This is a genomic window from Streptomyces sp. NBC_00258 (assembly GCF_036182465.1).
GTDB lineage: Bacteria > Actinomycetota > Actinomycetes > Streptomycetales > Streptomycetaceae > Streptomyces.
Genome location: NZ_CP108081.1, coordinates 5,648,399 through 5,674,298 on the forward strand (window position 1 = coordinate 5,648,399; position 25,900 = coordinate 5,674,298).

Annotated in this window: 25 protein-coding genes and 1 pseudogene; 14 read left to right on the plus strand and 12 right to left on the minus strand. The window is 71.1% G+C overall.

Annotation, left to right across the window (positions count from 1 at the left end):
• Positions 1–8: 8 nt before the first annotated feature.
• The 3 genes from OG718_RS24980 to OG718_RS24990 form a co-directional block, all read right to left on the minus strand.
• Positions 9–377 carry a hypothetical protein gene (locus OG718_RS24980; protein ID WP_260695363.1) on the minus strand — a complete coding sequence of 123 codons (369 nt, stop codon included), beginning with the start codon at positions 375–377 and terminating at the stop codon, positions 9–11.
• Between the two features lie 15 nt (positions 378–392).
• On the minus strand, positions 393–1,232 hold the full coding sequence (locus tag OG718_RS24985; protein ID WP_143639914.1) for a helix-turn-helix domain-containing protein: 840 nt from the start codon (positions 1,230–1,232) through the stop codon (positions 393–395).
• A 289-nt stretch (positions 1,233–1,521) separates the two neighbouring features.
• Positions 1,522–1,989: an ATP-binding protein gene (locus OG718_RS24990; RefSeq protein ID WP_443055142.1), complete on the minus strand. Its 468-nt coding sequence runs from the start codon at positions 1,987–1,989 to the stop codon at positions 1,522–1,524.
• Between the two features lie 102 nt (positions 1,990–2,091).
• Here OG718_RS24990 and OG718_RS24995 point away from each other — a divergent pair, with 102 nt between their 5' ends.
• The gene (locus tag OG718_RS24995; RefSeq protein ID WP_328845219.1) at positions 2,092–2,901 is read left to right on the plus strand and encodes a helix-turn-helix domain-containing protein; all 810 of its coding nucleotides are present in this window, start codon (positions 2,092–2,094) and stop codon (positions 2,899–2,901) included.
• Positions 2,898–3,086 (plus strand): DUF397 domain-containing protein, encoded by a 189-nt coding sequence (locus tag OG718_RS25000; RefSeq protein WP_328845220.1) that lies wholly within the window; start codon positions 2,898–2,900, stop codon positions 3,084–3,086. The genes OG718_RS24995 and OG718_RS25000 overlap by 4 nt, the downstream gene beginning before the upstream one ends.
• On the opposite strand, the gene OG718_RS25005 is transcribed toward OG718_RS25000, so the two are convergent.
• Positions 3,078–3,677 carry a hypothetical protein gene (locus OG718_RS25005; RefSeq protein WP_398938184.1) on the minus strand — a complete coding sequence of 200 codons (600 nt, stop codon included), beginning with the start codon at positions 3,675–3,677 and terminating at the stop codon, positions 3,078–3,080. The genes OG718_RS25000 and OG718_RS25005 overlap by 9 nt on opposite strands.
• A 245-nt stretch (positions 3,678–3,922) precedes the next feature.
• Between OG718_RS25005 and OG718_RS25010 the strand changes: the two genes are divergently transcribed.
• The 9 genes from OG718_RS25010 (at position 3,923) to OG718_RS25050 (ending at position 11,233) form a co-directional block, all read left to right on the plus strand.
• On the plus strand, positions 3,923–5,797 hold the full coding sequence (locus OG718_RS25010) for a sensor histidine kinase (RefSeq protein ID WP_328845221.1): 1,875 nt from the start codon (positions 3,923–3,925) through the stop codon (positions 5,795–5,797).
• Positions 5,798–5,960: 163 nt separating this feature from the next.
• Entirely contained in the window at positions 5,961–6,623 is a 663-nt protein-coding gene (locus OG718_RS25015; RefSeq protein WP_143639908.1) for a response regulator transcription factor, read from the plus strand.
• A 105-nt stretch (positions 6,624–6,728) separates the two neighbouring features.
• Positions 6,729–7,151, plus strand: a complete 423-nt coding sequence (locus OG718_RS25020) for a hypothetical protein (protein WP_143639906.1) — start codon at positions 6,729–6,731, stop codon at positions 7,149–7,151.
• Positions 7,152–7,224: 73 nt separating this feature from the next.
• Positions 7,225–8,016 (plus strand): SDR family oxidoreductase, encoded by a 792-nt coding sequence (locus OG718_RS25025; RefSeq protein WP_328845222.1) that lies wholly within the window; start codon positions 7,225–7,227, stop codon positions 8,014–8,016.
• A gap of 7 nt (positions 8,017–8,023) precedes the next feature.
• Entirely contained in the window at positions 8,024–9,016 is a 993-nt protein-coding gene (gene sigJ, locus OG718_RS25030; protein WP_328845223.1) for an RNA polymerase sigma factor SigJ, read from the plus strand.
• 109 nt (positions 9,017–9,125) lie between these two features.
• Positions 9,126–9,515 carry a sortase-dependent protein gene (locus OG718_RS25035; RefSeq protein WP_328845224.1) on the plus strand — a complete coding sequence of 130 codons (390 nt, stop codon included), beginning with the start codon at positions 9,126–9,128 and terminating at the stop codon, positions 9,513–9,515.
• Positions 9,512–10,141 (plus strand): class F sortase, encoded by a 630-nt coding sequence (locus tag OG718_RS25040; RefSeq protein ID WP_143639898.1) that lies wholly within the window; start codon positions 9,512–9,514, stop codon positions 10,139–10,141. The genes OG718_RS25035 and OG718_RS25040 overlap by 4 nt, the downstream gene beginning before the upstream one ends.
• A gap of 101 nt (positions 10,142–10,242) precedes the next feature.
• Positions 10,243–10,734: an RNA polymerase sigma factor gene (locus OG718_RS25045; protein WP_143639896.1), complete on the plus strand. Its 492-nt coding sequence runs from the start codon at positions 10,243–10,245 to the stop codon at positions 10,732–10,734.
• Entirely contained in the window at positions 10,718–11,233 is a 516-nt protein-coding gene (locus tag OG718_RS25050; RefSeq protein ID WP_260695361.1) for a hypothetical protein, read from the plus strand. The genes OG718_RS25045 and OG718_RS25050 overlap by 17 nt, the downstream gene beginning before the upstream one ends.
• Before the next feature lie 78 nt (positions 11,234–11,311).
• On the opposite strand, the gene OG718_RS25055 is transcribed toward OG718_RS25050, so the two are convergent.
• The 3 genes from OG718_RS25055 to OG718_RS25065 form a co-directional block, all read right to left on the minus strand.
• Positions 11,312–11,884 carry a hypothetical protein gene (locus OG718_RS25055; RefSeq protein ID WP_143639894.1) on the minus strand — a complete coding sequence of 191 codons (573 nt, stop codon included), beginning with the start codon at positions 11,882–11,884 and terminating at the stop codon, positions 11,312–11,314.
• Positions 11,885–12,016: 132 nt separating this feature from the next.
• Complete coding sequence (locus tag OG718_RS25060; RefSeq protein ID WP_328845225.1) at positions 12,017–14,602, minus strand: bifunctional FO biosynthesis protein CofGH; 2,586 nt, start codon at positions 14,600–14,602, stop codon at positions 12,017–12,019.
• A gap of 154 nt (positions 14,603–14,756) precedes the next feature.
• The gene (locus tag OG718_RS25065) at positions 14,757–15,602 is read right to left on the minus strand and encodes an LLM class F420-dependent oxidoreductase (protein WP_328845226.1); all 846 of its coding nucleotides are present in this window, start codon (positions 15,600–15,602) and stop codon (positions 14,757–14,759) included.
• Between the two features lie 222 nt (positions 15,603–15,824).
• Here OG718_RS25065 and OG718_RS25070 point away from each other — a divergent pair, with 222 nt between their 5' ends.
• Positions 15,825–17,360, plus strand: a complete 1,536-nt coding sequence (locus tag OG718_RS25070; protein ID WP_328845227.1) for a CehA/McbA family metallohydrolase — start codon at positions 15,825–15,827, stop codon at positions 17,358–17,360.
• Between the two features lie 308 nt (positions 17,361–17,668).
• Here OG718_RS25070 and OG718_RS25075 read toward each other — a convergent pair.
• The 4 genes and pseudogenes from OG718_RS25075 to OG718_RS25090 all read right to left on the minus strand — a co-directional run.
• Positions 17,669–18,000 (minus strand): annotated as a pseudogene (locus tag OG718_RS25075) (serine/threonine protein kinase); the annotation flags it as partial.
• A 25-nt stretch (positions 18,001–18,025) separates the two neighbouring features.
• Positions 18,026–19,900 carry a protein kinase domain-containing protein gene (locus tag OG718_RS25080; RefSeq protein ID WP_143639884.1) on the minus strand — a complete coding sequence of 625 codons (1,875 nt, stop codon included), beginning with the start codon at positions 19,898–19,900 and terminating at the stop codon, positions 18,026–18,028.
• A gap of 150 nt (positions 19,901–20,050) precedes the next feature.
• A complete protein-coding gene (locus OG718_RS25085) occupies positions 20,051–21,559 on the minus strand; it encodes an alpha/beta hydrolase (protein ID WP_328847828.1) in 1,509 nt (502 codons plus the stop codon).
• 125 nt (positions 21,560–21,684) lie between these two features.
• On the minus strand, positions 21,685–22,332 hold the full coding sequence (locus tag OG718_RS25090; RefSeq protein ID WP_328845228.1) for a TetR/AcrR family transcriptional regulator: 648 nt from the start codon (positions 22,330–22,332) through the stop codon (positions 21,685–21,687).
• A gap of 174 nt (positions 22,333–22,506) precedes the next feature.
• Between OG718_RS25090 and OG718_RS25095 the strand changes: the two genes are divergently transcribed.
• Both OG718_RS25095 and OG718_RS25100 read left to right on the plus strand, forming a co-directional pair.
• Positions 22,507–23,538 (plus strand): medium chain dehydrogenase/reductase family protein, encoded by a 1,032-nt coding sequence (locus tag OG718_RS25095; protein WP_328845229.1) that lies wholly within the window; start codon positions 22,507–22,509, stop codon positions 23,536–23,538.
• Between the two features lie 128 nt (positions 23,539–23,666).
• Positions 23,667–24,062: a nitroreductase/quinone reductase family protein gene (locus tag OG718_RS25100; RefSeq protein ID WP_186001269.1), complete on the plus strand. Its 396-nt coding sequence runs from the start codon at positions 23,667–23,669 to the stop codon at positions 24,060–24,062.
• Positions 24,063–24,082: 20 nt separating this feature from the next.
• On the opposite strand, the gene OG718_RS25105 is transcribed toward OG718_RS25100, so the two are convergent.
• The gene (locus OG718_RS25105; RefSeq protein ID WP_328845230.1) at positions 24,083–25,744 is read right to left on the minus strand and encodes a serine/threonine-protein kinase; all 1,662 of its coding nucleotides are present in this window, start codon (positions 25,742–25,744) and stop codon (positions 24,083–24,085) included.
• Positions 25,745–25,900 lie beyond the last annotated feature (156 nt).

The following is a 25,900-nucleotide window of genomic DNA, read 5'->3' on the forward strand; positions in this document are numbered from 1 at the left end:
GCCGAAGTTCACCACTCCGGCGGACCGCTCAGCCAGGTGCCGTTCCGGCGCCGCCTCGGCCTCGGCCGCCGCCCGGATCGCGCGGATCTCGGCCATGGCCTCGGCCGGCTCCTGGTCCCCGCGTCCACGATCCGTTCCAGTTCGTGGAGGCGGGCGGCGCGGTGCGGGTGCTGTTCGATCGCGATGAAGACGGCCCACGAGTGCGCGAAGGCGTGCAGCGGGGCGAGGCTCTGGGTCTGCTGGGCGTTCGTCGCGGCCTCGAAGAGGTGTTGGGTGAGCGCCGGAAGCCGGCTGGGCGCGATACGGGCGACGGCGGCCCGCAGCGCGTCAGGGGTGAGTTCGGGCATGGGGATCAGGGGTCCGTAGCCGTCGTTCATTTCCTACGCCATTCCCTACGCCGCTGCCGCTAGGGCCTGGTGGGTCGTGCTGCAGCCCCGGCAGCGGCCCGGTGTCGCGGCTCGGAATGCGCGGTCGCAGTCGTCGCAGTTCTGGAGAGGGGCCGGGCGGGGTGGTTCTGGGCGGGCGGCTGGGAGGGGTGGGGGAAGGAGTGCCGTGAGGCGGTGGGTCAGGAAGCCCGCCGGGTGGCGTACGCCGTCCTGGGGCATCCCTGCCGAGAGGGTTCGCCTTATGTCGTCCGGGGTGACGCCTCGTTCCAGCCAGGTGGCTACCGCGGGGGCGAGGCGGCGTACGTCCTGCTCGCTCAGGTGGAGTCGGGGGTCGTGGGTGCGGAGGCCTGCGAGGACGTCGCGGGCGGTGCGGTGAGCCGGGAGGTCGTGGGGCTGCGGTGGGCGGGGTGGTGTCGGCACTGCCGGGGTCAGGGGCGGGGGCGGAGTCTGTGCCGGATCGCCGTGCGGCTTCGGCAGTTGAGGGGCCGTATGCGTCCGCGGCTTGTTGTACGAGATCGTGCGCGTCACGATGCGGCCCGAGGGAAGGCGTTCCTTGATGCGGGCCAGGTAGCCGTGGGTCTCCAGCTCCCGCAGGGCCGAGGCGATCCTCGTCTCTCCCTCGGGGAACTTCGCCGCCAGCGCCTTGATGCCGACGAGCGTGCCGCTGCGGAGCGAGTGGATGTGGACCGCCAGACCGATGGCCGTCAGGGACAGCTCGGAGTGCTGGGCGAGGTGGTTTCCGACCACGGTGAACCGCTCGTCGTGGTGCTCGTCGACGTGACCCACTCCTTGGTGGGAACGGCCGGTCCGGGTGCGCGCGTGCGCGCTAAAGTGCTGATCAGTCATCGGGAAGGTCTTGTCTTCCTAGGTGGTGAGGCCCTCGTTCGGGATGCCAGTCCCGGCGGGGGCCGTTTCATGTTTGCGGTTGTGTGTCCGCGCTGACGCTGCCCGACCAATCCGCCTTTCCGCCAGCCGAATTGGCTCTGATCACCCGACCGAGTGATCAGCAGTCAGCGACGCGGGACTGCTGGCGGTGCGGTGGATGACGGGCTCGGTCGGGTGGGTTGGGTTCTCTCCCCGGTTCTTTCTCTTTGGCGTCCGGCCCTACCGGGTCACGTCGGTCCACGATCCGGCGTCACTCCGGTCCGTGCTCCGGCTTCACCTCCGCCCAGACCGTCTTGCAGCCCGGCCCCGGGCCGTCCGTCACGCCCCACCCGTCCGCGTACGCCGCCACGAGCAACAGGCCGCGCCCCGACTCCTCACCGTCACCGGCCGGGTCGCCGATACGCGGGCGCCGGTCGCCCCGGGCGTCGGTGACCTCCATGCGCAGCACGCCGACCTCGTCGAGCCGGAGCGTCAGCCTGAAGTCCCGGCCGGGGACGCGGCCGTGGAACACCGCGTTCGCGGCCAGTTCGGCCACCACGTGCAGCGCGGGCTCGGACTCGGCGCCCCATTCCGCGAGTTGGCGCTCCGTGAGCAGGCGGGCGAGGCGGGCTCCGCGGCGGGTCGAGGAGAGCAGGATCGTGAAGTGCCGGGTGGCAGCGACCGGTTGGGCGGGGGCATGGATTCCGTTGTTCACGTCACTCAGCGTGGCCGCGTACATCTACCCTGAACAGCGGCGAAGCCGGTACGCAGCGTGACTGTCCGGGTGCGGTACGGATGCGATCCGCGGTTGTCCGGTCCGTACGTGGGAGAGGTAGACCCTGTGGAGGACGAGGAAGCGGCGGCCGTACTCAAAGCTGTCGGGCGTCAGATCAAGGCTTGGCGGGAAGCCGCCGGTATGCGGCAGTCGGAGTTCGGCGCCTCGATCGGGTACGGCGAGGAGATGGTCTCGTCGGTGGAGCGGGGGCGGCGGGTGCCCCAGCCGGAGTTCTTGGACAAAGCGGACGACGTACTCGACGCGGGCGGCAAGCTCTCGGCGATGAAGAAGGACGTGACCGAGGCCAGATACCCGAAGAAGGTGCGGGATCTGGCGAAACTGGAGGACGAGTCGGTCGAGCTGGGCGCGTACGCCAACCACTACGTGCACGGGCTGTTGCAGACCGAAGGGTACGCACGGTCCCTCTACACGATGCGGCGCCCCTCATACACGGAGGACGAAATCGACCGGCACGTCAGCGCGCGTATGGCACGCCAGGGCGTCTTCGAGCGCATCCCCCGGCCGACGCTCACTTTCGTCCAGGAAGAGGTGACTCTACGACGGCCCATCGGGGGCAAAATGGTGCTACGCCAGCAACTCGAACGCCTGTTGGAGGTCGGCCGGTTGAGGCACGTCGAGATTCAGGTGATGCCCACGGATCGTGACGACCACGCAGGTATGGGCGGGCCGATCCGTCTGTTGAAGCTCCAGGACGGCAACACGGTGGCTCATGAGGAGGGCCAGACCTCCAACCGCCTGATCAGCGATCCCAGAGAGGTTCAGCCCCTTGAGATGCGCTATGGAATCATCCGATCCCAGGCTCTCACTCCCCGGGAGTCACTGATCCTCATCGAGAAGGCACTGGGAGAGACATGACCGCCCTTGATTGGTTCAAGAGCAGCTACAGCAGCAACGAGGGGCCGGACTGCGTCGAGGTCGCGATAGCCATCCCCGACGCCACCATCCACGTCCGCGACTCCAAGGACAAGCACGGCTCGCAGCTCACGTTCGCGGACGCGGCGTGGACTGAGTTCGTCGGCCACGCCGCCCGGTCAGCGTGACTGCAGCGCGTCCAGGGCCACCGCCTGGGCGATGGCCAGACGGCGGTCGAGGTCCGGGTTCGCTATGTCGAGTACGTAGCGGTCGCGGAGGCCGAACTTCTTGTCGACTGCCATCGATTGCTTGTCGCCCTCGGTGAAGTCGAAGTGGTACGGCCATGCGAACGGTATGAAATCGACGAGCGGCAGGAACTCCCAGACTCGGCGCAGAACGGCCACCACCCTGTTGCGCTCTCGGCCTGTCAGTTGCGTCGTGCCCGGTTGGTCCAGGTTCCACGTCGAGCGCAGCAGCGAGGCGGCGAACGCCTTGCGGAACGTGCCGATCGGGTTGCCCGTCTCGTCGCATACGTCGTAGATGGCGCTGACGTCGAGGAGCTGGCGGGCCTTGAAGGTGAACAGGACACTCTTCTTGGACTCGTCGGAGTAGACGGTCATTTCTTCCTTGATCGCGGTCCGTTTCTGCTCGGCGTAGGCGACGACCTCGCCCTCGGAGCCGTCCGGACGGGCCAGGGTCACCACGTACCGGTTGGCCATGAAGGTCATCTTCTGCCGGACGTTGAACCGCTCGTGCGTCTGCAGCTGCGTGTCGTCCACGTGACGTCTCCCGTTTTTCGTCGCCTGCTCTGTGTTCCGCCGAACCATCGTCGCCGCGACGGCCTGCCCGGATCAGTCCTCGGAAGTCGCGGCCCGCAGCGACCTTCGGAGACGGGGGATACGGCGGATACGTCACCGGTGGCACTCAACGGCGCCCGCTCCGGCCGTGGTTGTCCACTTTCGTCGTTCGGCGGCGCGACGCAGGGATGATGCGGGCGGTCCCGGGCACTGCCTATCGTCGGGCCGTGGAACTGGACGAAGCGAAGACCGCCCGCACCGCATTGCCGCTCCGACGCCGGCTCGCCGCCGCGTCGCCCTGGAGTCGCGGGCGGATCGCCGGGGAGGCCGTACTCACCGTTGTGCTCGCCGGGCTCGCGGGGCTGTTCGACGCCGTGGGGGCCGGGTTCGGGGTACGCACCTTCGTCGTCGTCGCGGGCGTCGCCGTGCTGTCGCTGATCCGGCGCTCGCTGCCGGCGACGGTGCTGCTCGTCTCGGCGGCCGCGGCCGGGGCGCTGGTGGGCGCGGCGCCGCTGCTGATCTACGCGAGCTGGTCGGCGGGCAGCCGCATCATGAAGCCCTGGCGGGTGGTCGCCGCGTTCGCCGCAGCGTTCGTACTGCATGCCGCGGTGTCGTTCCGCAGCGTGTTCAGCGCGGGTTCCGACCTGCCGCTGGCTTTCATGGGAGGGCTGAGCGCAGGACTGTTCCTCACGCTGTCGATCGTGCCGGGGCTGGCCTCCCGCTACCGCGCGCAGCGCCACTCCCTGCTGGACGCTCTGCAGCGGAACAACGTCCAACTCGTGCGCGAGCAGGAGATGGTGGCACGGCAGGCGCGCCTGCTGGAGCGGGGCCGCATAGCCCGGGACATGCACGACAGCCTCGGCCACCAACTCGCCCTGATCGCCGTGCACGCGGGCGCCCTGCAGGTCGATCCGGACCTGACCGGCCGCCAGCGGGAAGGGGTACGGATCCTGCGGGACGCCTCCGTGACCGCGATGGGCGAGCTGCGCGAGGCCGTCGGCATCCTCCACGAGGAACGGGACGACAACCGGAACTGGCCCGACGCGCGCACCACCGAGCCCGGACACACAGAGCGCACCGAACCCACCGAGCACGTCGACCGCACCGAGCACGTCGACCGCACCGAGCCCGACGACACGGACGACCGGCGTCCCGGCTCCCGCGCGGTCGCCTCCATCGACGGGCTTGTCGAGTCGTCCCGGGCCGCGGGCGCGGCCGTGGAACTGCTCCGGTCCGGCGCCTTCCGGGCGCTCGCGCCCGCCGCCGGCCACACGGCGTACCGCATAGCCCAGGAGGGCCTGACCAATGCCCACAAGCACGCCCCGGGCGCCCCGATCACCCTCGCCCTGCGCTACGAACCGGACAGCCTGGTGGTCGAGGTCGCCAACGGGCCCGCGCCTGCCGGGGCACCGGACGCCCCGGCAGTGATCAGCGGCGGCCAGGGGCTCAGAGGGCTTCAGGAGCGGGCCCGGCTCATCGGTGGCATGGTGCACACCGGTCCCACCGCGGACGGCGGCTTCCGCATCGCGGGCATGCTGCCCTACAGCGCGGGCGCGGGCACCAGCGCCGCCACCGGCACCGGCACCGAGGGCGGCGAACCCCAGCCCCGCCACCCCCACAACGCGACCTCCGTCGGCCCGCACAACGACTTTGTGGGGCAGTCGGGCGCCGGCACCGCGGACAACAGTGGAGCGGTCATCAACCGGTCCGATCCGCAAGGGGAGTTCGCCGCCACCATGAGCAGGAAGAAGAACGTGGCCATCGGCTGCGCCGTCACCGCCGTCGTCATCGTCGTGGGCATTGTCGCCCTGGGAATCTGGGGGGTGAGTGCGTTCATGGACGAGGTGGACAAGGCCATGATCCCGCCGAGGGTCTACGAGTCGGCGAAGGTCGGCGATCCCGAGGCCGACGTGCAGGACGAACTGCCCGACGAGGACTCGATCATGACCGCGGCCTGGGAGGACCAGGGCCCACAGATACCCAAGGGCGCGACCTGCCGCCACTTCGCGTCCGACGACCCCGACGACACCACGACCCTCTTCAGGTTCTGTTTCCGCGACGGAAAACTGGTCGAGAAGCAGACCTTCAAGGATGAGAGCTGATCCGCAGGACCGCGGAGTGACCCGTACCGGGACGTGACCGCACGGCCACGAAACGGCCCGGCCCGTTGCTCCTCACACCGTCTCCGCGACGCACCCGGCCGGATCAGGGCATGATGGCGAGGCCATGCCATCCGCTCCCGACCGACACCGCGCAGGAGGCCGTGTGATCCGGGTCCTCGTCGCCGACGACGAGCCGCTCATCCGGGCCGGCATCAGAATGATCCTCACCTCGGCCGACGACATCGACGTGGTCGCCGAGGCGGGTGACGGCCGCGAGGCGGTGGAGAACGCCCGGAGCACGTCCGTCGACGTGGCCCTGCTGGACATCCAGATGCCCGTGATGGACGGGCTGACGGCCCTGGCCGAACTGGGCCGCGCCGCACCGAACGTACGCGTGCTGATCCTCACCACGTTCGGCGAGCGCGACAACGTGCTGCGTGCGCTCGGCCACGGCGGCGCGGGCTTCCTGCTCAAGGACTCCGCGCCCGACGAGCTGATCCACGCGGTGCGGGCGGCCGCGGCCGGGAACGCCTATCTCTCACCGGCGGCCACCCGGCACGTGGTGGACGCCCTCTCCTCCCCCGGGGCCACCGCCCGCGCGGAGGAGGCCAGGAACCGCCTCGGCGGGCTGACGGCGCGGGAGCGCGACGTGCTCGCCCTGCTCGGGGAGGGCCTGTCCAACGCGGACGCGGGCAGGCGGCTGCACATGAGCGAGGCCACCGTGAAGACGTACGTCAGCCGCATCCTGACCAAGCTCGACTGCGACAACCGGGTCCAGGCGGCGCTGCTCGCCCGCGACGCCGGCCTGCACCCGGGCGACGTCTGACCGGTCCTGTGGTGCAGGCCGGTCCTGTGGTGCCGACCGATCCCGCAGTGCCGACCCGTCCCGCCGTGCGGCTCACGTTTTCGTGTGCCGTCTCGTCATAGGGGCATGAACACGAAAATCCGGTACGCCAACCTCGGCTTTCTGGCCGTGACCGCGCTGTACACAGGCGCCTGGGCCTATTTCTCGCCGAGGGAGTGGCACGCGAGCTTTCCCGGCTTCGGGCTGAGCTGGCTGCCTCAGCTGGGCCCGTACAACGAGCATCTCGCCAAGGACGCCGGGGCCATGTTCCTGGCGCTGGCGATCCTGACGGCCATCACCCTGGGTTCCGTACGGAACACCCGGCTCGTGCAGACCACGGGTGCGGTGTGGCTGGTCTTCAACGTGCTGCACCTCGGCTACCACATGCAGCATCTCGGTATGTACGGGACGCGCGACCAGGTACTCAACGTCGTCCTGCTGTCGGTGCTGGTGCTGTCGTCGGCCCTTCTCCTCGTGCCGGTGCTCCCCCGGCAGCAGAGGGACACATGATGACGTACGGGATCAAGATGGACAGGAACAGGAGCAGGGCCGACGTGAACACGGTGGAAGAGGGAGGTCCGTCATGCGGATCGCGGTAGCGGGCGGGACCGGGCTGGTCGGGCGGTATGTGGTCGAGGAACTGGCCGCCGCCGGGCACGAACCGGTGGTACTGGCCAGGTCACGCGGTGTGGACCTCGTCTCGGGCGCCGGACTCGACGCCGCCATGACGGGCGTGGAAGCCGTCGTCGACGTCTGCAACCTGGAGACCACCAGCGCCAAGAAGGCGATCAGGTTCTTCGAGAGCACCGGCCGGAACCTCCTGGGCGCCGGCGCCCGGGCCGGCGTACAACACCACGTGCTCCTCTCGATCGTCGGCCTCGAACGGGTCGGCCTCGGCTACTACCGGGGGAAGCTGCGCCAGGAGGAGGTCGTCACCAAGAACGGCTCGACGCCGTGGACGATCATGCGGGCCACGCAGTTCCACGAGTTCCCGCAACAGGTCCTCGACCGGATGCCGGGCCCGCTCGCGATGATGCCCCGGATGCGTACGCAGCCGGTGGCGGCCCGCGAGGTCGCCCAGCATCTCGTGCGGCTCGTTCTCGGTCCGCCCCAGGGCATGGCGCCGGAGCTCGCCGGGCCGCGGGTCGAGGAACTCGTCGACATGGTGCGCAGGTTGCTGCGCGCCGAGGGCCGACGGCGGCTGCTGGTGCCTGTCACACTCCCCGGCGCCGTCGGACGGGCCATGAAGGGCGGCGGCAACCTGCCGACCGGACCGGGGTCCCGCGGCACCCAGACCTTCGACGAGTGGCTCACCCAGAACGTCCGGCACATCGCGCACGACGGACACGACGGGCGCCCCGGAGAGGGCGGCTGAACGGCCCATGCCCATCCCGCCCGACTCCGACCAGGACACCGGCCCCGGCTCCGCCCAGAGCCCCGGCTCCGAGCAGAGCGGTCTCGGTTCCCTCATGGCCGAGCGGCGTCGGCTGCTCAACCTCGGCTACCGGATGCTCGGTTCGGTGCAGGACGCCGAGGACGTCGTACAGGAGACGTACGCCCGCTGGTACGCCCTGTCCGAGTCGCAGCAGCAGGCGATCGTCACCCCGCTGGCGTGGCTGACCCGGGTCGCCTCACGGATCTGCCTCGACCAGCTCGCCTCCGCACGGGTCCGCCGGGAGCGCTACACCGGGGAGTGGCTGCCCGAACCGGTCAGGGGAAGCACCACCTGGACCAGCGCGGCCGGAGCGGGGCGAACGAGCGGCACGGGCGGGGACGATCCCGCCGACCGGATCACGCTGGACGAGTCGGTCAGCATGGGGATGCTCGTGGTCCTGGACTCGGTCACGCCCGCGGAACGCGTCGCCTTCGTCCTGCACGACGTCTTCGGCACGCCGTTCACCGAGATCGCCGAGACGGTGGGCCGCTCCCCCGCCGCCTGCCGCCAACTCGCCTCCTCGGCCCGCCGCCGCCTCGCCGAGCGGCGGCCCGTCGGCGGTACGACGACGGAACACCGGCAGGTCGTCTCCGCGTTCCGCGAGGCGTGCGAGACCGGTGACCTCGACACGCTGGTCGCCCTGCTGGACCCCGCCGTCGAGTCGCGCAGCGACGGAGGCGGCAAGGTGCGCTCGGCGCTGCGCCCGGTCACCGGCGCGGACAAGGTGGCCCGCTTCCTCCTCGGCCTCCTGCGCAGGGACCCGGACGTGGAACTCGTCGAGGAGGACATCAACGGCACCCCCGGCGTCACGGTCGGTATCGCCGGCACGACCATCGCCGTCCTCTCCGCCGACATCCGCGACGGCCTGATCACCGACCTGTGGCTCGTGGTCAACCCGGACAAGCTCCACGCGTGGACCGATACACCGACCGCCCGATGACTTTGCCATCTCTTTACAACCTGATTCACCGCTGTCTCGTCTCTCCGCTCGATCCGTACCCCAGTCCGCCGCGACACCGGGCGGGCGGGCCGACGAAAGAGAGCGATTCATGCGCCGAACTGTCCTCAGCGCCATAGCACTTGCCTGCACCGCCGTACTGGCGAGCACGGTGCCCGCGTTCGCCGACGGGACGACCCCGACCGAGGCGTCCACCCCCGCCCCGAGCCAGGCGCCCTCCGAGGCGGCACCGACGCCCGCGCCGAGCACCGCACCGAGCCAGGCCACCGAGCCGACGGTGGCGCCGAGCGCCGAGCCGACCAGGGCGCCGAGCGACGAGGTCTCCGTCGTACCGAGCGGAGCGCCCGACACCGGTTCGGTGCCGACGTCGACGAAGTCCGGATCCGACGGCGGGATGATCGCCGGGGGCGCCGCCGCCGCGTTCGCCGTGGGCGGGGCGGCGTTCTTCGTCGTACGTCGTCGGCGGGCGACCGGGGAATGACCCTGCCCTCCAGGCACGCGCCCTCCCGGCGCGCGTTCGTCACCGCGGCGTTGGCCTCGTTGCTCGTGAGCTGCGACGGCCAGCAGGCCGACCGGTCCACGGACGACCGGTCCGGAGCCGGAAAGACCGGGAACTCGCAACCTCCCGCGAAGGCGGCGAAGGCCCTGGGACGTTCGGTCCCGGTCAGGTTGCAGGTCCCGTCCATCCAGGTCGACACCCCGGTCATGCGGCTGGGGCTGGCCTCGGACGGCACCGTGGAGGTGCCCCCGATCGCGGCGGACGACAAGGCGGGCTGGTACGAGCACTCACCGACGCCCGGCCAGGTCGGCCCGTCGGTGATCCTCGGCCATGTCACGGTCGGCTCCTACGGTGACGGGGTCTTCCATCACCTCTCGCGGCTGCGCCGAGGCGACCGGATCGTGGCGCGCCTGGAGAACGGCAGGGCGGCGGAGTTCGCGGTCACCGACGTACGGACCGTCGCGCAGGCGGAGTTCCCGACGAAGGAGGTCTACGGGAACGTGGGCAGTCCCGAACTGCGTCTCATCACGTGCGGGGGCCCCCGCACCGGTGACGGGTACCGCGACAGCGTGATCGTCTTCGCCGCGCTGAGCTCCGACAACCCGTAACCCGTAGCTCCAGGATCCTGGGCCGAGGCACCGTACGTCGACGGACGGTACGCCGACGGCCCGGGATCCTTCCTACGGGTCCATCCCGACCATGGAGAGCGTTGAAACGGTCCCGCGAGAAGGCAGCGTCCGAGCTGTTCGCCGCCCTCTACCCGCGCCTGGCCGGCTGGTGCCGCCGCCTGGTCGACGACGACGAGACGGCCCACGAGATCGCCTCGGAGGCCTTCACCCGGCTCTGGGCCCGCTGGACGAACGTGGCGGAGCCCCGGGGGTTCCTCTACGTCACCGCCGCCAACCTCGTCCGGGACCACTGGCGCAAAATGGAGCGCGAGCGCAGAGCCGTACGCCGCGCCGGCGACGAGGTCGCCGTCCGGCCGCAGAACGAACAGGCCGACCCGTCGGTGCGCCTGCTCGTGCAGGCTCTGCCGGAACGACTGCGCGTACCGATCCTGCTGCACTACTACGCCGACATGCCGATCCGGGAGGTGTCCGCGCTGACCGGGCGCAAGGAAGGAACCGTCAAGTCCGACCTCCATGCCGCCCGAGAAATGCTCCGCGCCCACCTGAGGAGAAGCGTTGATCACACCCTCTGAGGACGGTCCGGACCTGGAGCCCGACGACCCCCTCGCCGTCATCCTGCGGCCCGCCTCGGGCTATCTCGCCCCGCCGCCGGGGGGATACGAGGCGATCCGCCGCGACGCCTCCCGCCGCCGGGTGCTCCGCGCCGCGGCCGGGGTCGGCCTGTCCTGCGTCGCCGCCGCCCTGATCGCGCTGCCGTTCCGCCTGGCTTCACCCGATACACCCGTTTCCCCGACGGTGCCGATGGCCCCGCCGCCCGCGAGCAGCCCCTCGACCGCGCCCACCCCGTCGCCGCCGTCCGAGCCCGCCGGCCCCGGTGCCGATACCCCGGAACCGAGCGCCGTCCCCAGCGACCCGGGCGGCTCCCTCGCCCCGACAACCGCGACCGAGCCGACGGCTCCCAGCCGCGAACCGTCGGCGACACAGGCCCCGCCGTCCTTCGAGCCGTCGGACAAACCGTCGGAGGCTCCGGACCAGGTCGGTGCCACGCCCGAGAGCAGCGCACTGCCGTAGGCGAGGCGCCGGGACAGTCCTGATCGACCCGGTCCGATCGACCCGGCCCTGATCGCCCCGCTCCGGGTCGACACGGTCCTAGTCGACGACCGCGACCTTCGTCCCGGCCGTGCCGAACTTCCAGACCGCGTCGCCGTCGGCGGCACGCATCCGGACTCCGCCGGTCGGTACGCCGGACGCGGCCGGCGGCGGGGAAGAGCCGTCCACGGCGTTCGAGAAGGCGATGTTGGTGCCGGAGCTGACGGCGAAGAAGACGATGTTCTCGATCTCCACGCCGTCGCTGCCCGTACTGGCCTCGCGCCGGGTGCCGACCGTGTACGAGCCGGGTTCCGGGTTCACCGTCCCCGGCCACACCTTGAAGCTGCGCCGGGACGCGTCGCTCGCGTCGACGAGCCATACGCGGCGCTGGTCGAGGGAGTAGACGATGCGCCGTCCGGTGCCGGAGCCGTCCGGCACCGCGACCGGCTTGGACTCGTCGGGTCCGGTGGAGGGCTTGGCGGTAGCCGAGGCGGAGGGCTTCGGCGAGGCCGAGGCGGTGGGCTGCGGGCCCTTGTCGGCCTTGACGGCCAGGAACGTCACCGCCACCAGAGCAGCCGCGGTCAGACCGGAGACCCAGACCCACGAGGGAAGCCGTCGGGCAGGCACGCGCACGCATCTCCTCAGCTCTGATTCACCCCGTCGGAGGGTCGGATCATCCTACTCCGACGGGCCCCTCGGCCGATCCGCGCCCACCCGCCCCGGGCCCCGCTCCCGCACACCCGGGAACCCGCGCGCCGGCGTCCGTCACTCCAGCACGGGCAGCAGCTCCGGCAGGTGCCCGTCCGAGGCCGCCGCGGCCCGCTGCCGCTCCTCCGGCACCTCGCCGTACAGCGTGGTGCGCGGCCGGGACGGCCGTCCCGCCGCCTCCGCCACCGCGATCAGCTCCTTGACGGACTTGTACGAGCCGTACGACGAGCCCGCCATCCGCGAGATCGTCTCCTCCATCAGCGTCCCGCCGAGGTCGTTGGCGCCGGAGCGGAGCATCTCCGCCGCGCCCTCCGTCCCCAGCTTCACCCAGCTGGTCTGGATGTTGGGGATGTGGGGGTGGAGGAGGAGCCGCGCCATCGCCATCACCGCGCGGTTGTCCCGGGTCGTCGGGCCCGGGCGGGCGATCCCCGCCAGGTACACCGGCGCGTTCGTGTGAATGAAGGGGAGCGTCACGAACTCCGTGAAGCCGCCGGTCTGTTGCTGGATCCGGGAGAGCGTCCGGAAGTGGCCGAGCCAGTGGCGGGGCTGGTCCACATGTCCGTACATCATCGTGGACGAGGACCGGATGCCCAGTTCGTGCGCGGTGGTGATCACCTCGATCCAGGTCGCCGTGGGCAGCTTGCCCTTGGTGAGGACCCAGCGGACCTCGTCGTCGAGGATCTCGGCGGCCGTGCCGGGGATCGAGTCGAGGCCGGCCTCCTTGGCCGCCGTCAGCCACTCGCGGATCGACATACCCGTACGGGTCGCGCCGTTCACGACCTCCATCGGTGAGAAGGCGTGGACGTGCATGCCGGGCACCCGCTCCTTCACCGCGCGGGCGATGTCGAAGTAGGCCGTCCCCGGCAGGTCCGGGTGGATGCCGCCCTGCATGCAGACCTCGACGGCCCCGAGGTCCCACGCCTGCTCGGCACGGTCGGCGACCTGGTCCAGGGAGAGCGTGTAGGCGTCGGCGTCCGTGCGCCGCTGGGCGAAGGCGCAGAAACGGCAGCCGGTGTAGCAGACGTTGGTGAAGTTGATGTTCCGCGTGACGATGTACGTGACGTCGTCGCCGACCGCCGACTTGCGGACGTCGTCGGCGATACGGCAGAGCGCGTCCAGCGCCGGTCCGTCCGCGTGCAGCAGCGCCAGCGCCTCGTCGTCGGTGAGTCGGGTCGGGTCGTCGGCGGCCGTCGCCAGCGCCGCCCGGACGTCCGTGTCGATCCGCGAGGGCACCATCCCGGGCGCCGCGGCCTCCCGCAGGGCGTCCCAGTCGCCATAGACGTGGTCGTAGTCCTCGCGCCGGTCGGACGTGCGCCCCTCGGTGTCGATCGTGGTGTGCAGATCCGTACGGCCCGACGACGTGAACGCCTCCTCGGGCTCCTGCCACGGGTGACCCTCCACGACCGCGTCGGCTACGGCGAGGCCGGTCTCCGGGTCCGCGAGCGCCCGTACGTGCGGGAGCAGCCGCGGGTCCAGCCACGGCTCGCCGCGCTGTACGAACTCCGGGTACACACACAGCCGTTCGCGCAGTTCGAAGCCCGCCTCCGCCGACTGCTCGCGCAGCAGGTCGATCTGCGGCCAGGGGCGCTCGGGGTTGACGTGGTCGATGGTGAGCGGCGAGACCCCGCCCCAGTCGTCGATACCGGCGCCGATCAGCCGCCCGTACTCGGAGTCCACGAGGTTCGGCGGTGCCTGGAGGCAGGCGGAGGGGCCCATGATGTGCCGGGCCACGGCGACCGTCGCGACCAGTTCGTCGAGCTCGGCGTCCGGCATCCCGCGCATCGCCGTGTCCGGCTTGGCGCGGAAGTTCTGGATGATCAGCTCCTGGATGCCGTGGTAGGACCGCGACACCCGCCGCAGCGCGAAGAGGGAGTCCGCACGCTCCTCGTACGTCTCGCCGATGCCGATCAGCACACCGCTGGTGAAGGGGACCGAGGACCGGCCCGCGTCCTCCAGGACGCGCAGGCGGACCGCGGGCTCCTTGTCGGGCGACCCGTAGTGCGGGCCGCCGGGCTCGCTCCACAGCCGTGTCGCCGTCGTCTCCAGCATCATGCCCATGCTCGGCGCGACGGGCTTGAGCCGCTGGAAGTCGGTCCACGACATGACACCCGGGTTGAGGTGCGGGAGCAGGCCCGTCTCCTCCAGGATGCGGATCGAGATGGCCCGTACGTACGCGATCGTGTCGTCGTAGCCGTGCGCGTCGAGCCATTCGCGGGCCTCGGGCCAGCGGTCCTCGGGCTTGTCGCCGAGGGTGATCAGGGCTTCCTTGCAGCCCAGTTCGGCGCCCTTGCGGGCGATGTCGAGGACCTCGTCCGGGGACATGAACATCCCGTGCCCGGCCCGGCGGAGCTTGCCGGGGACCGTGACGAAGGTGCAGTAGTGGCACTTGTCCCGGCAGAGCCGGGTGAGCGGGATGAAGACGCTCTTCGAGTACGTGATGACGCCGGGGCGGCCCGCCGCGTCCAGGCCCGCGTCACGCACCCGGGCGGCGGACGCGGTCAGGTCGTCCAGGTCGGCGCCGCGTGCCTGGAGCAGCACGGCCGCCTCGGTGACGTCGAGGGCGACGCCGTCGCGGGCGCGTTTGAGGGCGCGACGCATGGCGTTCGCGGTGGGCCCGGTTCCGGAGGTCGCGGAAGTCGTCATCCTTCGAGCATACGATCGCATTGATCAGGCACCAGGCGCTCCGCTGGGGTGCGCTGCTTCGTCTGCCGGTCCGTGGGGGCTGGTCGCGCCCCACGGCGAAGCCGCAGATCGATGCAGCCCCGCGCCCCTGAAGGGGCACCTTCCCCGAGTCCGCTCACAGGTACTTGGCGTATTCGTCCAGTACGCGCAGTACGTCCGTCTCGCCGGCGGGCGGCAGCTGGAGGACGACCTCCTCGATGCCGAGGTCCGCGTAGTGCGTGAGCTTGCCGGGCGTGGGCAGCACGGCGTACGGCACGACCTGGAGGGTGTCGGGGTCGCGGCCGGCCTCGGCCCAGGCGGCCCGCAACACGGGGACGGACTCCGTCAGACCGCGGCCGCCGATCGGCATCCAGCCGTCCGTGTACTCGCTGATGTGGGAGAAGAGCTTGGGTCCGGCCGCTCCCCCGACGAGCGTGCGCGGCCCGACGACGGGTCCGCGCGGCTTCTGTACGGGCTTGGGGTGGGCGTGGCTGGGCCGTACGGAGCCGAACTCGCCCTCGTAGCCCGCGGGTTCGGCGGACCACAGCGCCCGCATCAGCGCCATCCGGTCCCGGACCAGCTCCCGTCGCGTACGCCAGTCGACGCCGTGGTCGGCGGCCTCCTCGACGTTCCAGCCGAAACCGAGACCGAGGGTGAAGCGGCCGCCGGAGAGGTGGTCGAGGGTGGCGATCTGCTTGGCGAGGGCGACCGGGTCGTGCTGGGCGACGAGGGTGATCCCGGTGCCCAGCGCGAGCGACTCGGCGACCGCCGCCGCCTGGCCGAGGGCGACGAAGGGGTCGAGGGTCCTGCCGTACTCGGGCGGCAGCTCACCGCCCGCCGGGTACGGGGTGACGCGCTCCACGGGTATGTGCGTGTGCTCGGGCAGATAGAGCCCGGCGAAGCCGCGCTCCTCCAGCTCACGAGCGAGCAGCGTGGGGGTGATCGTCTCGTCGGTGAGGAAGATCGTCACGGAGATGCGCATGGCACCTCTCTACCGGCACGAGCCCCAACTGTCCATACCGACCAGTCGGCATTCCGCCTGCTTCTCACGATTGCTTCTTATGAGTGCTCCATACCCGAAAACTGCCGATCCCCTTCCCTTGCACCACAGTTCACGGCTGAATACCAGGGTTGTCGTACTACCCCCGCAGCACCTGACCGCTACATGCCACTCAGTCACTCACGAGACCCGGGAGCAGCAGACATGTGCGAGGACGACCACAGCGGTGACCACGGCATCGGCAGACGCGCGCTGTTCGTGACGGGAGCCGCCGCCGCGCTTACGTTGGGAAGCGTGAGCTTTCCGAGCGAGGCCGCCGACGCGGCCCACGCGTCCGAGACCCGGACGGTCCGCGGCACCCTGCCCACCGGTTCGCCGGACTTCGTGTACCTGCCGGTCGAAGTCCCGGACGGCGTACGGGAGATCAAGGTCGCGTACACCTACGAGAAGCCTGCCGTACCGGCGGGCACCGCGGGCAACGCGCTCGACATCGGCATCTTCGACCAGCGCGGCACCGAGCTGGGCGGCAAGGGCTTCCGCGGCTGGTCGGGCGGGGCGCGCACGGAGTTCTTCATCCGCGCCGACGACGCCACGCCGGGCTATATCCCGGGCCCGGTCCGGGCGGGAACGTGGCACATCGCCCTTGGCCCGTACACGGTGGCCCCGCAGGGACTCCCGTACGAGGTCACCATCACGCTGACGTACGGCGAGCCCGGCACGGTCGTGAAGCCGGTGTACCCGCCGTCGCGGGCCAAGGGCCGCGGGCGGGCCTGGTACCGGGGCGACTGCCATCTGCACTCCTGGTACTCCGACGGCCGCCGCACCCCGGCCGAGATCGCGGCCCTCGCGCGGGCGGCGGGCCTCGACTTCATCAACACGTCCGAGCACAACACGCACTCCGCGCACGCCCATTGGGCCCCGGAGGCCGGTGACGACCTGCTGATCCTGCTGGGCGAGGAGGTGACGACGCGCAACGGTCACGTCGTCGCGCTCGGCACCGACCCGGGGACGTTCGTCGACTGGCGCTACCGGGCGCGCGACAACCGCTTCGGCAAGTACGCGCGCCGGATCCGCGAGGCCGGCGGTCTGGTCGTGCCCGCCCATCCGCACGCCACCTGCGTCGGCTGCAACTGGAAGTTCGGCTTCGGCGAGGCGGACGCGGTCGAGGTGTGGAACGGCCCGTTCGGTCCCGACGACGAGGTGTCGCTGGCCGACTGGGACAGCATGCTGGTCGCCTCCGTGCGTGAGGGGCGGGGCGGCCGGGACTGGATTCCGGCCATGGGCAACAGCGATGCCCACCGCGACCCCGATCCGATCGGCACCCCGCAGACCGTCGTCCTCGCCGACGATCTGACCCGCGAGGCGATCCAGGAGGGCATCCGGGCGGGCCGCTCGTACGTCGCGGAGTCGCAGAAGGTGTCGCTGTCGTTCTCCGCGACCGGTCCGAAGGGCGAACACGCGGGAATCGGGGGCCGGTTGAAGGTCGACCGCGACGACCCCGTCACCGTCACCCTGGAGGCCTCGGGCGTGCCGCGCTGCACGGTCCGCTTCGTCACGGACCAGGGGGTGCTGTACACGAGTGCGGTCCTGCCCGTGTCCGGGGCCGGGACGGTGGAGTGGCGTACGACCGCGCAGTACGCGGCGTATGTGCGGGCGGAGGTGCGGCATGAGGCTGCCGCCGGGCCGTTGCCCGGCGCCTTGGCCGCGTTCACGAATCCGGTGTTCCTCGGCCGCGGGTGAGCTGCGCTCGGCTGTAGGTCGGGGGCGGGGTGAGCTGCGCTCGGCTGTAGGTGCGGGGCGTCGGAGGGGCGGTCGTCGGCTGCGGGTGGGTGGGGGCTGGTCGCGCAGTTCCCCGCGCCCCTGAAGGGGCGTCCGAGGTTCGGTGCTTCGGGTGCGGGTGCGCGGTGGCCTGTCGCGCAGTTCCTCGCGCCCCTGAAGGGGCCCGGTGGAGCCGCATGTGTCGCCGCCGCGTCTCTATGGGGCGCGGTCGGGGCTTACGGAGAAGGCCGTGTCGCCTGCCACGGCTACTATCGCGTCCTTCACCAGCCCAACGGCTCTTCCTTGTCCAGCTTCTCGGACAGCGTTCGGTCCGGCACGTACAGGGTCGCCATCCAGGGCAGTTCGGCGTCCGGGTCGGCGTCCACCACCGGTGCGGTGAACGCCCCGCTCACCCGGCGGGCCGCCGCGACCTCCTGCCGGAACCGGGCCCGGAACTCCTCGTCCAGCGCGTACTGCGCGTGCACGACCTTGACCGCGACCTGCCGCCCCGAGACCGAGCGCGCCAGGTACACGACCCCATGCCGCCGCTGCCCAACCGGTCGACGAGCTCGTAGCCGCCTATGGATCCGACGGGCCCCGGTTCGCCGGTGTGCGGCGGCATCAACGGTCGCCCTTCCCACGTCGCGTCACGCCTCGGCCGCCGACATTCTCGCGGTCGCGGCCTCCCGCGGGCCGGGCACCCCTTCGATGCGGGCCTGCTGGAGGTTCGTGAGCCGTCGCACGAAGAGGATGGCCAGTACGGCGGTCACGATGCCGATGAAGTTGGCCGCCTGTGAGGTGACGATGGTGTCCGTGGCCGCGACGGCCAGGTCCCTGTCGTACCAGCTGGCCCACGAGTCGTTCGCGTACGCCAGGAAGTAGGCGAGCCAGAACCACCACCACATGTGCAGGCGCCACCGTCCGGCGCCGGCCGGCCTGCCGGTCGTCGCCGTCCAGATGTCGTTGCCGATCTGCTTGGGCATGTAGAGGTTGACGACCGGGATGAACCACGAACCGGCCGCCATACCGGACGCGTGGCGGACGCGGCCCGGCTCGAAGGCCTCGGCGTTGAACCGGCTGCGCTGGAACCAGAACGCCCACACGATCACCACCGCGATGCCCACGAACACGGTGAGCACCTCGGTCCCCAGCGACGCGACGCTCAGGTACTTGTAGTCCTCGATGAGGTCGGTGGCGGACGTACTGGCCGCCGCGGAGAGCCGGGAGTAGGCCACCGCGAGGACGGCGGTCCGCAGCAGCAGCGGCACGACGAAGAGGGCGAGCAGGATGGCCAGGGCGATCGAGAGCCCACGGGTCGAGCGAGGGGTGATCGGACGGGAGCCGTGGGCGGGAGCGGAGAAGTGCGGGGCCTGGAGATGACCCGGGGGCGGGCTGTGGGGGTGGAAGCCGCCGGGGAGCGGGCTCTGCGGGTGGAGGCTGCCGGGGGGCGGGCTCTGCCACGAGGGCGCCGTCGGGGAGTACGCGAGGGGAGGACCGAAGCCCGGTATGGGGCTCGATGCCGGTGCGGGGCCCGGTATCTGCACAGGAGGGCTCGAACCGGGCACGGGACCCGGCGTCGGCACGGGGCTCTGAGGGTCCTCGCTGTCCAGAAGGCGTACGGCGTGTCTGCCCAGTTCCGCCAGCACCTCGCCGGGCAGCCACGCGCCGCCCCTGCCCTCTCTGCCGCCCGGTGCGCCCGGCATCTCCTCGACCGACGCCAACAGCGTTTCCAGTGAGGGACGTTGGGCGGGGTCCTTCGCGAGACAGGCCGCGATCAGTCCCTGCCACGACTCGGGTATCCCCTCGAGATCCGCCTCCTCCTCCGCGATGCGGAAGAGCAGCGAGTGGATCCCGCCCTCGGCGGTACCGAAGGGCAGCCGCCCCGTCACGGTGTACGCCAGCAGGGCACCGAGGCAGAAGACGTCGCTCGCGAACGTCACGCGCTCCCCGCGCACCTGCTCGGGCGCCATGAAGCCCGGGGACCCCACGAGGGCCCCGGTCCTGGTGAGTCCGTCGGCGGACTGCACGGCCGTGTCGAGGGCGCGCGCGATGCCGAAGTCGATGACGCGGGGCCCGTCGATCGTCACCAGCACGTTGGAGGGCTTGAGGTCGCGGTGCACGAGCCCGGCGCCGTGGATGGCCTGGAGCGCGCGGATGAGCCCGATCGCCAGCGCGCGCACGGAGTTCGGGGGCAGCGGCCCGTACTGCTTGTCCACCACCTCGGCGAGCGAGGGTCCGGCGACGTAGCCGGTGGCGACCCAGGGCGTCGGCGCCTCGGTGTCGGCGTCGAGCACGGGTGCCGTCCACTCGCCGCCGACCCGCTGGGCCGCCTTCACCTCCTGCGCGAACCGCCGTCTGAAGTCCGGCGTGCGGGCCAGCTCCTCCTTGACGACCTTGACCGCGACCGTACGGCCGCGCTCGGAACGGGCCAGGTACACCCGCCCCATGCCGCCCTCACCGAGCCTGCCGAGCAGTCGATATCCACCGATCCAGCCCGGATCAGCCGGGTCCAACCCGTCCATGCATGCTCCTTCTCCCCCGGCGGCGCGTTCGCCTGAGGATAGGGGAGGGGAGCGAGTGACGTGTGGGAGACCTGTGTCTATCAACTGCCCTGTGCCTATTGGCAGTCGTGTGCCCTGTCGGCAGTCCTGTGCCTGCTGCCGGTCCTGCGCCTATCGGCAGTACGTGTCCCTGGCGGGCCGTTCCCCCGTGGCCAGGTAGCGGGTGACGGTCGCGTCCCCGCAGGCGTTGCCGTTGCCGAGGTAGGCGTCGTGTCCGGTGGAGTCCACGGTCACCATGACGGCGCGCTTGCCGAGGGCCGCGCGGAGTTCGCGGGCGCCGGCGAGGGGGGCGGCGGGGTCGCGCTCGTTCTGGACCATGAGGATGGTGGAGGGTCCGCGGTCGGTGATCCGTACCGAGTCCTGCTTCTGCGGATACGGCCAGGCGGCGCAGAGGGTCGCGTTCCTCGGCATTCCGGCGGTCAGCGGGTACTTGGCGCGGCTCTCGTCGACCTCCTTCTGGTAGCGGGCGGCCGACGCGGGCCACTTCCCCTCGTTGCAGAAGGTCGCGGAGGCGACGGCGAGGCCGTTCTGCAGCAGCGCCTCCGGGGGCGGCTCGGGCGCGGGCGGGACGGTGCCCTTCCGGGCGGCGAGGATCAACTGGGCGGCCGCCGGGAACCCTTCGGGGTCGTAGAACGCGTCGATCAGGCTCTGCCGCAGCACGTTGCCGTTCAGCTCGGCCGGATTGGCGCCGGGCCAGGGGATGGGCTCGCGGTCGAGGCGTGCGGCGAGCCGCAGGAACATCGGCCGCACCTCGGCCGCCGTGCCGGCCAGCCGGTACGGATTCCCGGGCGCCGAGGCCCACTTGGCGAACTCGGGGAAGACGTCCTCGACGCCCTTCTCGAACCCGGCCCACAAGCCACGGGAGACGAGGCCGTCATGGGAGTCCGCGTTGGCGTCCAGATTGCTGTCCAGCACGAACCGGTCGGTGCGGTGCGGGAACAACTGGCTGTAGACGGCGCCGAGATACGAGCCGTATGAGACACCCCAGGCGGACAGCTTCCGCTCGCCGAGCGCCGCCCGGATGCGGTCGACGTCATGCGCGTTGGCGACGGTGTCGATGTGCCGCATCAGCTCCCCGCCGTTGCGCTCGCAGGCAGCGGCCATCCGCCGGGCGGCGGTCATGTTCCCGGCGACGGACCCGTCCGGGCCGACGGGCCACGGCCGGAACACGGACGCGGCCAGGTCCCGCCCCTCGAACCCACAACTCACCGGCGTGGAACGCCCGTTGCCCCGGGGATCGAACACGACCAGGTCGTACTTCTCCCGCACCTCCCGTGGCAGCGTCCGCGCCTTCGCCGACTGTTCTTCGAGGCTGCTGCCACCGGGACCTCCGGGTATCAGCAGCAGGACCCCGCGGCGTACGGCCGGCTTCTCGCTCCGGATGCGGGAGACCGCGATGCCGATCTTCTCGCCCTCGGGGTGGGCGTGGTCCATGGGCACGTCGACGGTCGCGCACTCCTGCCGCGGGCCGAACCCGCTCCCCTCGCACTTCGCCCAGTCGAGGGGCTTGGCCCGTACGGCAGTCGGGGCGGTCGAAGCGGTCGCGGTGAGCGGCAGGGTGAGCCCGAGCACCACGCCGGAGACGGCGGTCAGGGCGATGTTTCGCTTGCTCTTCTTCATCATGGGAAAGAGCCTCGCGAATCCGCGCCGACCCGCCCATCCGGCCACCCGGCCTCTGCGCACGGCGGTTTCCCGAACCGGCGGCATCGCGGGAGAGGAGCCTGCGCCGGCCCGGCACGGCGTGGTCAGTGCCTGAGCAGGTCGTCCAGTTCGGCCTCGTACAGCAGCGCGGGGTCGAAGCGCATCCCGGTGAAGTGACCGGCGAGTTCCAGCGACAGAACGCCGTGCAGCCGGGTCCAGAAGGCCAGGCCCCGGTGGAGGGCCGCGGGCGGGGCGGGGTGGCCGGCCGCCCACTGGCGGTGGCTTTCGAGGTGGGTGTCGAACGGCGTCGCGGGACCGTCCGAGGGCAGTGCGGCGCAGGCGTCGAGCAGGGTCACCATGATGTCCTGCGCGATTCCGGTGACGTCGTCCGGCGCGTGGTAGCCGGGTACGGGCGTGCCGTAGATGAGGAAGTAGCGGTGGGGGTCCGCGAGGGCCCACTCGCGCAGGGCGTGCGCGAGCGCGGTGAGGCCGGCGCCGGATTCGGCGGTCGCCTTGAGGTTGTCGGCGAGGCTGCCGTACGCGTCCCTGATCAGCTCGGTGATCAGCTCGTCGCGGCCGGCGAAGTACCGGTAGAGCGCGGGGCCGCTCATGCCCATCTGCTTGGCGATCGCGTTGAGGGAGAGCGCGGTCGCGCCCGCCGTGGCGATCTGCTCCCACGCGCGTTCCTTGATCTCCGTACGCACCTGGGTGCGGTAGCGCTCCCGCGGGGTCGTCGTACCGGTCTCCGCCATGACCTGCCGCCTTCCGTACCCGTGGGGGCACCCGATGGATACATGCTCAAGATTTAGTTAGAGGCTATCACTGAACCTCTTGACGTCACCTTTCTCGCGGAGTTATAACTTCTAACAGAAGCGAGAGCCAGTAGCTCACGTGGAACCCGAACACAGAGCGCAGTGGAGGAAGCCATGAACGCCGAAGCACTCGTCGAGGTCGTCCTGCCGGGCAAGGTCGAGCCGGAGGGGCTGGAGATCCGGCACGGAGCCGTCCCCGCCGCGGGCCCCGGCCAGGTCGTGATCCGGATGGAGGCGACCGGCGTCTCCTTCGCCGAGCAGCAGATGCGCCGCGGCAGGTACTACGACCAGCCGCCGTTCCCCTTCGTGCCCGGCTACGACCTGGTCGGGACCGTGGCGGCGACCGGTGAGGGTGTCGAGCCGGGCCTGGCCGGCACCCGGGTGGCCGCGCTGGTCAAGGTCGGCGGCTGGGCCAGCCACGTACTCGTCGACGCGGCGGACGTGGTGCCGGTGCCCGACGGGGTCGGCGCGGCGGAGGCGGAGACGCTGGTGGTCAACGGCATCACCGCCTGGCAGATGCTGCACCGCAAGGCACGCGTCCGCGCCGGGCAGACCGTCCTGGTGCTCGGCGCCAACGGCGGCGTCGGCTCGGTCCTGGTCCAGTTCGCCCGGGCCGCGGGCGTCAAGGTCATCGGCACGGCGTCCGCGCGCCACCACGACGCACTGCGGGCCCTGGGCGTCATCCCCGTCGACTACCGCACCGAGGACATCCCCGCCCGGGTCCGTGAACTCGCCCCCGGTGGAGTGGACGCCGTCTTCGACCACGTCGGCGGCCGGGGCCTCGTCGACTCCTGGCGCCTGCTCGCGCCCGGCGGCACGCTCGTCTCCTACGGCACCGCCTCCACCCGGGACGACGATGGCTCCAAGCAGTTGCCCGTACTCAAACTGCTCGGCCGGATCTGGCTGTGGAACGCGCTGCCCAACGGCCGCCGCGCGTACTTCTTCAACCTCTGGGCCGGGCGCGCCCTGACCGGGAACCGTTTCCGGGCCCGGCTGCGCGCCGACCTCACCCAGGTCCTGGAGGCCCTCCAGCGCGGTGAGATCACACCCCAGATCGCCGCGCGGCTGCCACTCTCCCGCATCGCCGACGCCCTGCGCCTGGCCGAGTCGGGCACCGTCGCCGGAAAGATCGTCCTGAACCCGTAGAGCGTGCGCTGCCGCCACCCCGGCGGCCCGAGCCGGCCGGCCTGGCTCTATCCTCACGACCGACCGACGGCTTCGGCCGACAGCTTCGTCAGCTACGTCATCGTCCAGGGCGAGGATCGGACAACGACATGTCGCGCTACCACGAGACCAAGTTCCGCGTCATCACGAAGATCCAGCGGTGGGTCGCGAACCCGGTGTCCAGACTGCTGCCGTTCCAGACGCTGTTGGAGACCACGGGACGCAAGTCGGGGCTGCCGCGACGGACGCCGGTCGGCGGGCGGCGGGTCGGCCAGGAGTTCTGGATCGTGTCCGAGTACGGCGAGAAGTCCCAGTACGTAAGGAACATCCAGGCGAACCCGAGCGTCCGGGTCCGCGACAAGGGCCGGTGGCACCACGGCACCGCCCACCTGCTGCACAAGGACGACGCCCGCACCCGCCTGAAGTCCCTGCCTCGCCTGAACAGCACCGCGGTCCGGGCGGTCGGGACGAACCTGCTGACCGTGCGGGTGGATCTGACGGACTGAGCGCGGCCGGACGGAATCGCCTAGGCCGCCCCTCGCCAGACCGTCATCTCGCCGGACACGAAACCACTGTCCGGCAGCGCGGTCGACTTCACGTCGACCACGAACAGAGCGATGTCTCCGGAGGGATGCTCGAAGCAGATCTCACTGCCGGCCGCCACAATGGCGAGCGGGAGCCTGTGGTCGGCGTCGGCGAGGGTTGCGCGACAGGATTCCAGGGTGGCGCCCGGCTTCTCGGAAGGCACCCAGTCGACCAGACTCGTGTCGCTCTCCAGCGCGCAGGTCTGCCCGCAGACGAAGCGGATGTCCGCCTTGCGCTCCTTCGCACTCCTGTCGTCCTTGACGTCTTCGGCGTCCTTGAGGAAGCGGTAGGGATCCTTCATGTCCAGGGGTTTCGTCGCGTTCAGCATCATCAAGGGGTACGCGATCGGTTTCGGCGGCTTGGACGCGGCCGAGGAGGGGCGTGAGCCTCCTGATGGCCGGCCTCCGCCTCCCGACCCCGAGGACGCCCCGGACGTCGATGAGGAAGCCGACGACCGTGCCGAGGACTCCTGACCGGACGTCGAGGACTCGGACGCGTTCCGGTCGCGGAGCCGGTCCGACATGTTCAGGTTCGTCCATGCCACGCCCACCGACAGCAACGAACTCACCATCACAACGACCGCAAGCATCCTGGTACGCCGCCGACCGGCCCGCCGCTCGTCCGGCACCGTCGGCTGCGGACGCCACTGCAGTTGCGGCTGCTGGAGCAACGGCATCGCGTACACCGGGGTCGGGTGGGGAACCGGGGACGGAACCGTCACCTCCGGTCCCATGACCTGCCGCCAGACGGCCGACCCCGCGCCGGCGTCGGCATCCCCACCCAGCCGCTGCCGGCACCACTCGACGATCTCCGCCGGAGTGGCCCGCTCCCCCGGATCGGCCGCGAGGCACCGGGCCATCAGCGGACGGAGCTGCGCGGGCAACACGGACAGGTCGGGTTCCGAGTGCACGATCCGGTACAGCACGCCGACCGAGTTGCCCTCCCCGTACAGCGGCTCGCCCAGTGCCGCGAACGCCGCTGTCTGGCCGAGTGCGAACACGTCGGTCGCCGCCGTGACCTCGCCCCCGGACGCCTGCTCGGGAGCCATGAACTGGGGCGTGCCGACGGTGGCTCCCGTGGCCGTGTGCGAGGTGATGCCGGAGGCCAGCGAGATGCCGAAGTCGATCACCCGCGGTCCGTCGGCGGCCAGCAGCACGTTCGACGGCTTCAGATCCCGGTGCACGATTCCCGCGGCATGGATGGCCTGCAGGGCCTCGGCCACTCCCGCCATCAGCCACAGCACCGCGGGCACCGGCAGGGGTCCGCGCCGGGCGACAGCGTCCGCCAGCGAGGGGCCGGGCACGTACAGCGTGGCCAGCCAGGGCGGTACACCGTCCGCGTCGCCGTCGATCAGCTCCGCGGTGTACGCGCCCCGGACCCGCTGGGCCGCCTTTATCTCCCTGCGGAACCCCCGCCGGAAGATCGGGTCGTCGGCCAGCTCCGGCCGGATCACCTTGATCGCCACCGGTCGGCCGCCCTGGGTGTGCGACAGGTAGACCCGGCCCATGCCTCCCGCGCCGAGCCGGGCGGCCAGGCGGTAGCCGGCCACCGTGGGCGGATCGTCCGCCTGCAACGGCTGGAACACCTCAGTCGCGTGGTTCATCGGCCCCGTCCCCTGATTCCCTGAAACCGATGCGCCGACCAGCGGTGGCAGCCCAAAGGTCGTCCCCTGCCCGCCAAGATCGTGCGGACTGGAAATTCAAACACGGCGGCGCCGAATTTGTGACCGAGTTCGAAGGTCGACCCGGAGTTCCGGCGA

What these genes read in the sequence shown, in the direction of transcription:
- OG718_RS25080 (WP_143639884.1), bottom strand. Translation starts at nt 19,900, where the DNA reads ATGGACGGGTTGGACCCGGCTGATCCGGGCTGGATCGGTGGATATCGA.
- OG718_RS25085 (WP_328847828.1), bottom strand. Translation starts at nt 21,559, where the DNA reads ATGAAGAAGAGCAAGCGAAACATCGCCCTGACCGCCGTCTCCGGCGTG.
- OG718_RS25105 (WP_328845230.1), bottom strand. Translation starts at nt 25,744, where the DNA reads ATGAACCACGCGACTGAGGTGTTCCAGCCGTTGCAGGCGGACGATCCG.
- OG718_RS25065 (WP_328845226.1), bottom strand. Translation starts at nt 15,602, where the DNA reads ATGCGCATCTCCGTGACGATCTTCCTCACCGACGAGACGATCACCCCC.
- OG718_RS25070 (WP_328845227.1), top strand. Translation starts at nt 15,825, where the DNA reads ATGTGCGAGGACGACCACAGCGGTGACCACGGCATCGGCAGACGCGCG.
- OG718_RS25025 (WP_328845222.1), top strand. Translation starts at nt 7,225, where the DNA reads ATGCGGATCGCGGTAGCGGGCGGGACCGGGCTGGTCGGGCGGTATGTG.
- OG718_RS25100 (WP_186001269.1), top strand. Translation starts at nt 23,667, where the DNA reads ATGTCGCGCTACCACGAGACCAAGTTCCGCGTCATCACGAAGATCCAG.
- OG718_RS24985 (WP_143639914.1), bottom strand. Translation starts at nt 1,232, where the DNA reads ATGACTGATCAGCACTTTAGCGCGCACGCGCGCACCCGGACCGGCCGT.
- OG718_RS25020 (WP_143639906.1), top strand. Translation starts at nt 6,729, where the DNA reads ATGAACACGAAAATCCGGTACGCCAACCTCGGCTTTCTGGCCGTGACC.
- OG718_RS25000 (WP_328845220.1), top strand. Translation starts at nt 2,898, where the DNA reads ATGACCGCCCTTGATTGGTTCAAGAGCAGCTACAGCAGCAACGAGGGG.
- OG718_RS25095 (WP_328845229.1), top strand. Translation starts at nt 22,507, where the DNA reads ATGAACGCCGAAGCACTCGTCGAGGTCGTCCTGCCGGGCAAGGTCGAG.
- sigJ (WP_328845223.1), top strand. Translation starts at nt 8,024, where the DNA reads ATGCCCATCCCGCCCGACTCCGACCAGGACACCGGCCCCGGCTCCGCC.
- OG718_RS25035 (WP_328845224.1), top strand. Translation starts at nt 9,126, where the DNA reads ATGCGCCGAACTGTCCTCAGCGCCATAGCACTTGCCTGCACCGCCGTA.
- OG718_RS25060 (WP_328845225.1), bottom strand. Translation starts at nt 14,602, where the DNA reads ATGACGACTTCCGCGACCTCCGGAACCGGGCCCACCGCGAACGCCATG.
- OG718_RS25090 (WP_328845228.1), bottom strand. Translation starts at nt 22,332, where the DNA reads ATGGCGGAGACCGGTACGACGACCCCGCGGGAGCGCTACCGCACCCAG.
- OG718_RS25040 (WP_143639898.1), top strand. Translation starts at nt 9,512, where the DNA reads ATGACCCTGCCCTCCAGGCACGCGCCCTCCCGGCGCGCGTTCGTCACC.
- OG718_RS24980 (WP_260695363.1), bottom strand. Translation starts at nt 377, where the DNA reads ATGAACGACGGCTACGGACCCCTGATCCCCATGCCCGAACTCACCCCT.
- OG718_RS24990 (WP_443055142.1), bottom strand. Translation starts at nt 1,989, where the DNA reads ATGTACGCGGCCACGCTGAGTGACGTGAACAACGGAATCCATGCCCCC.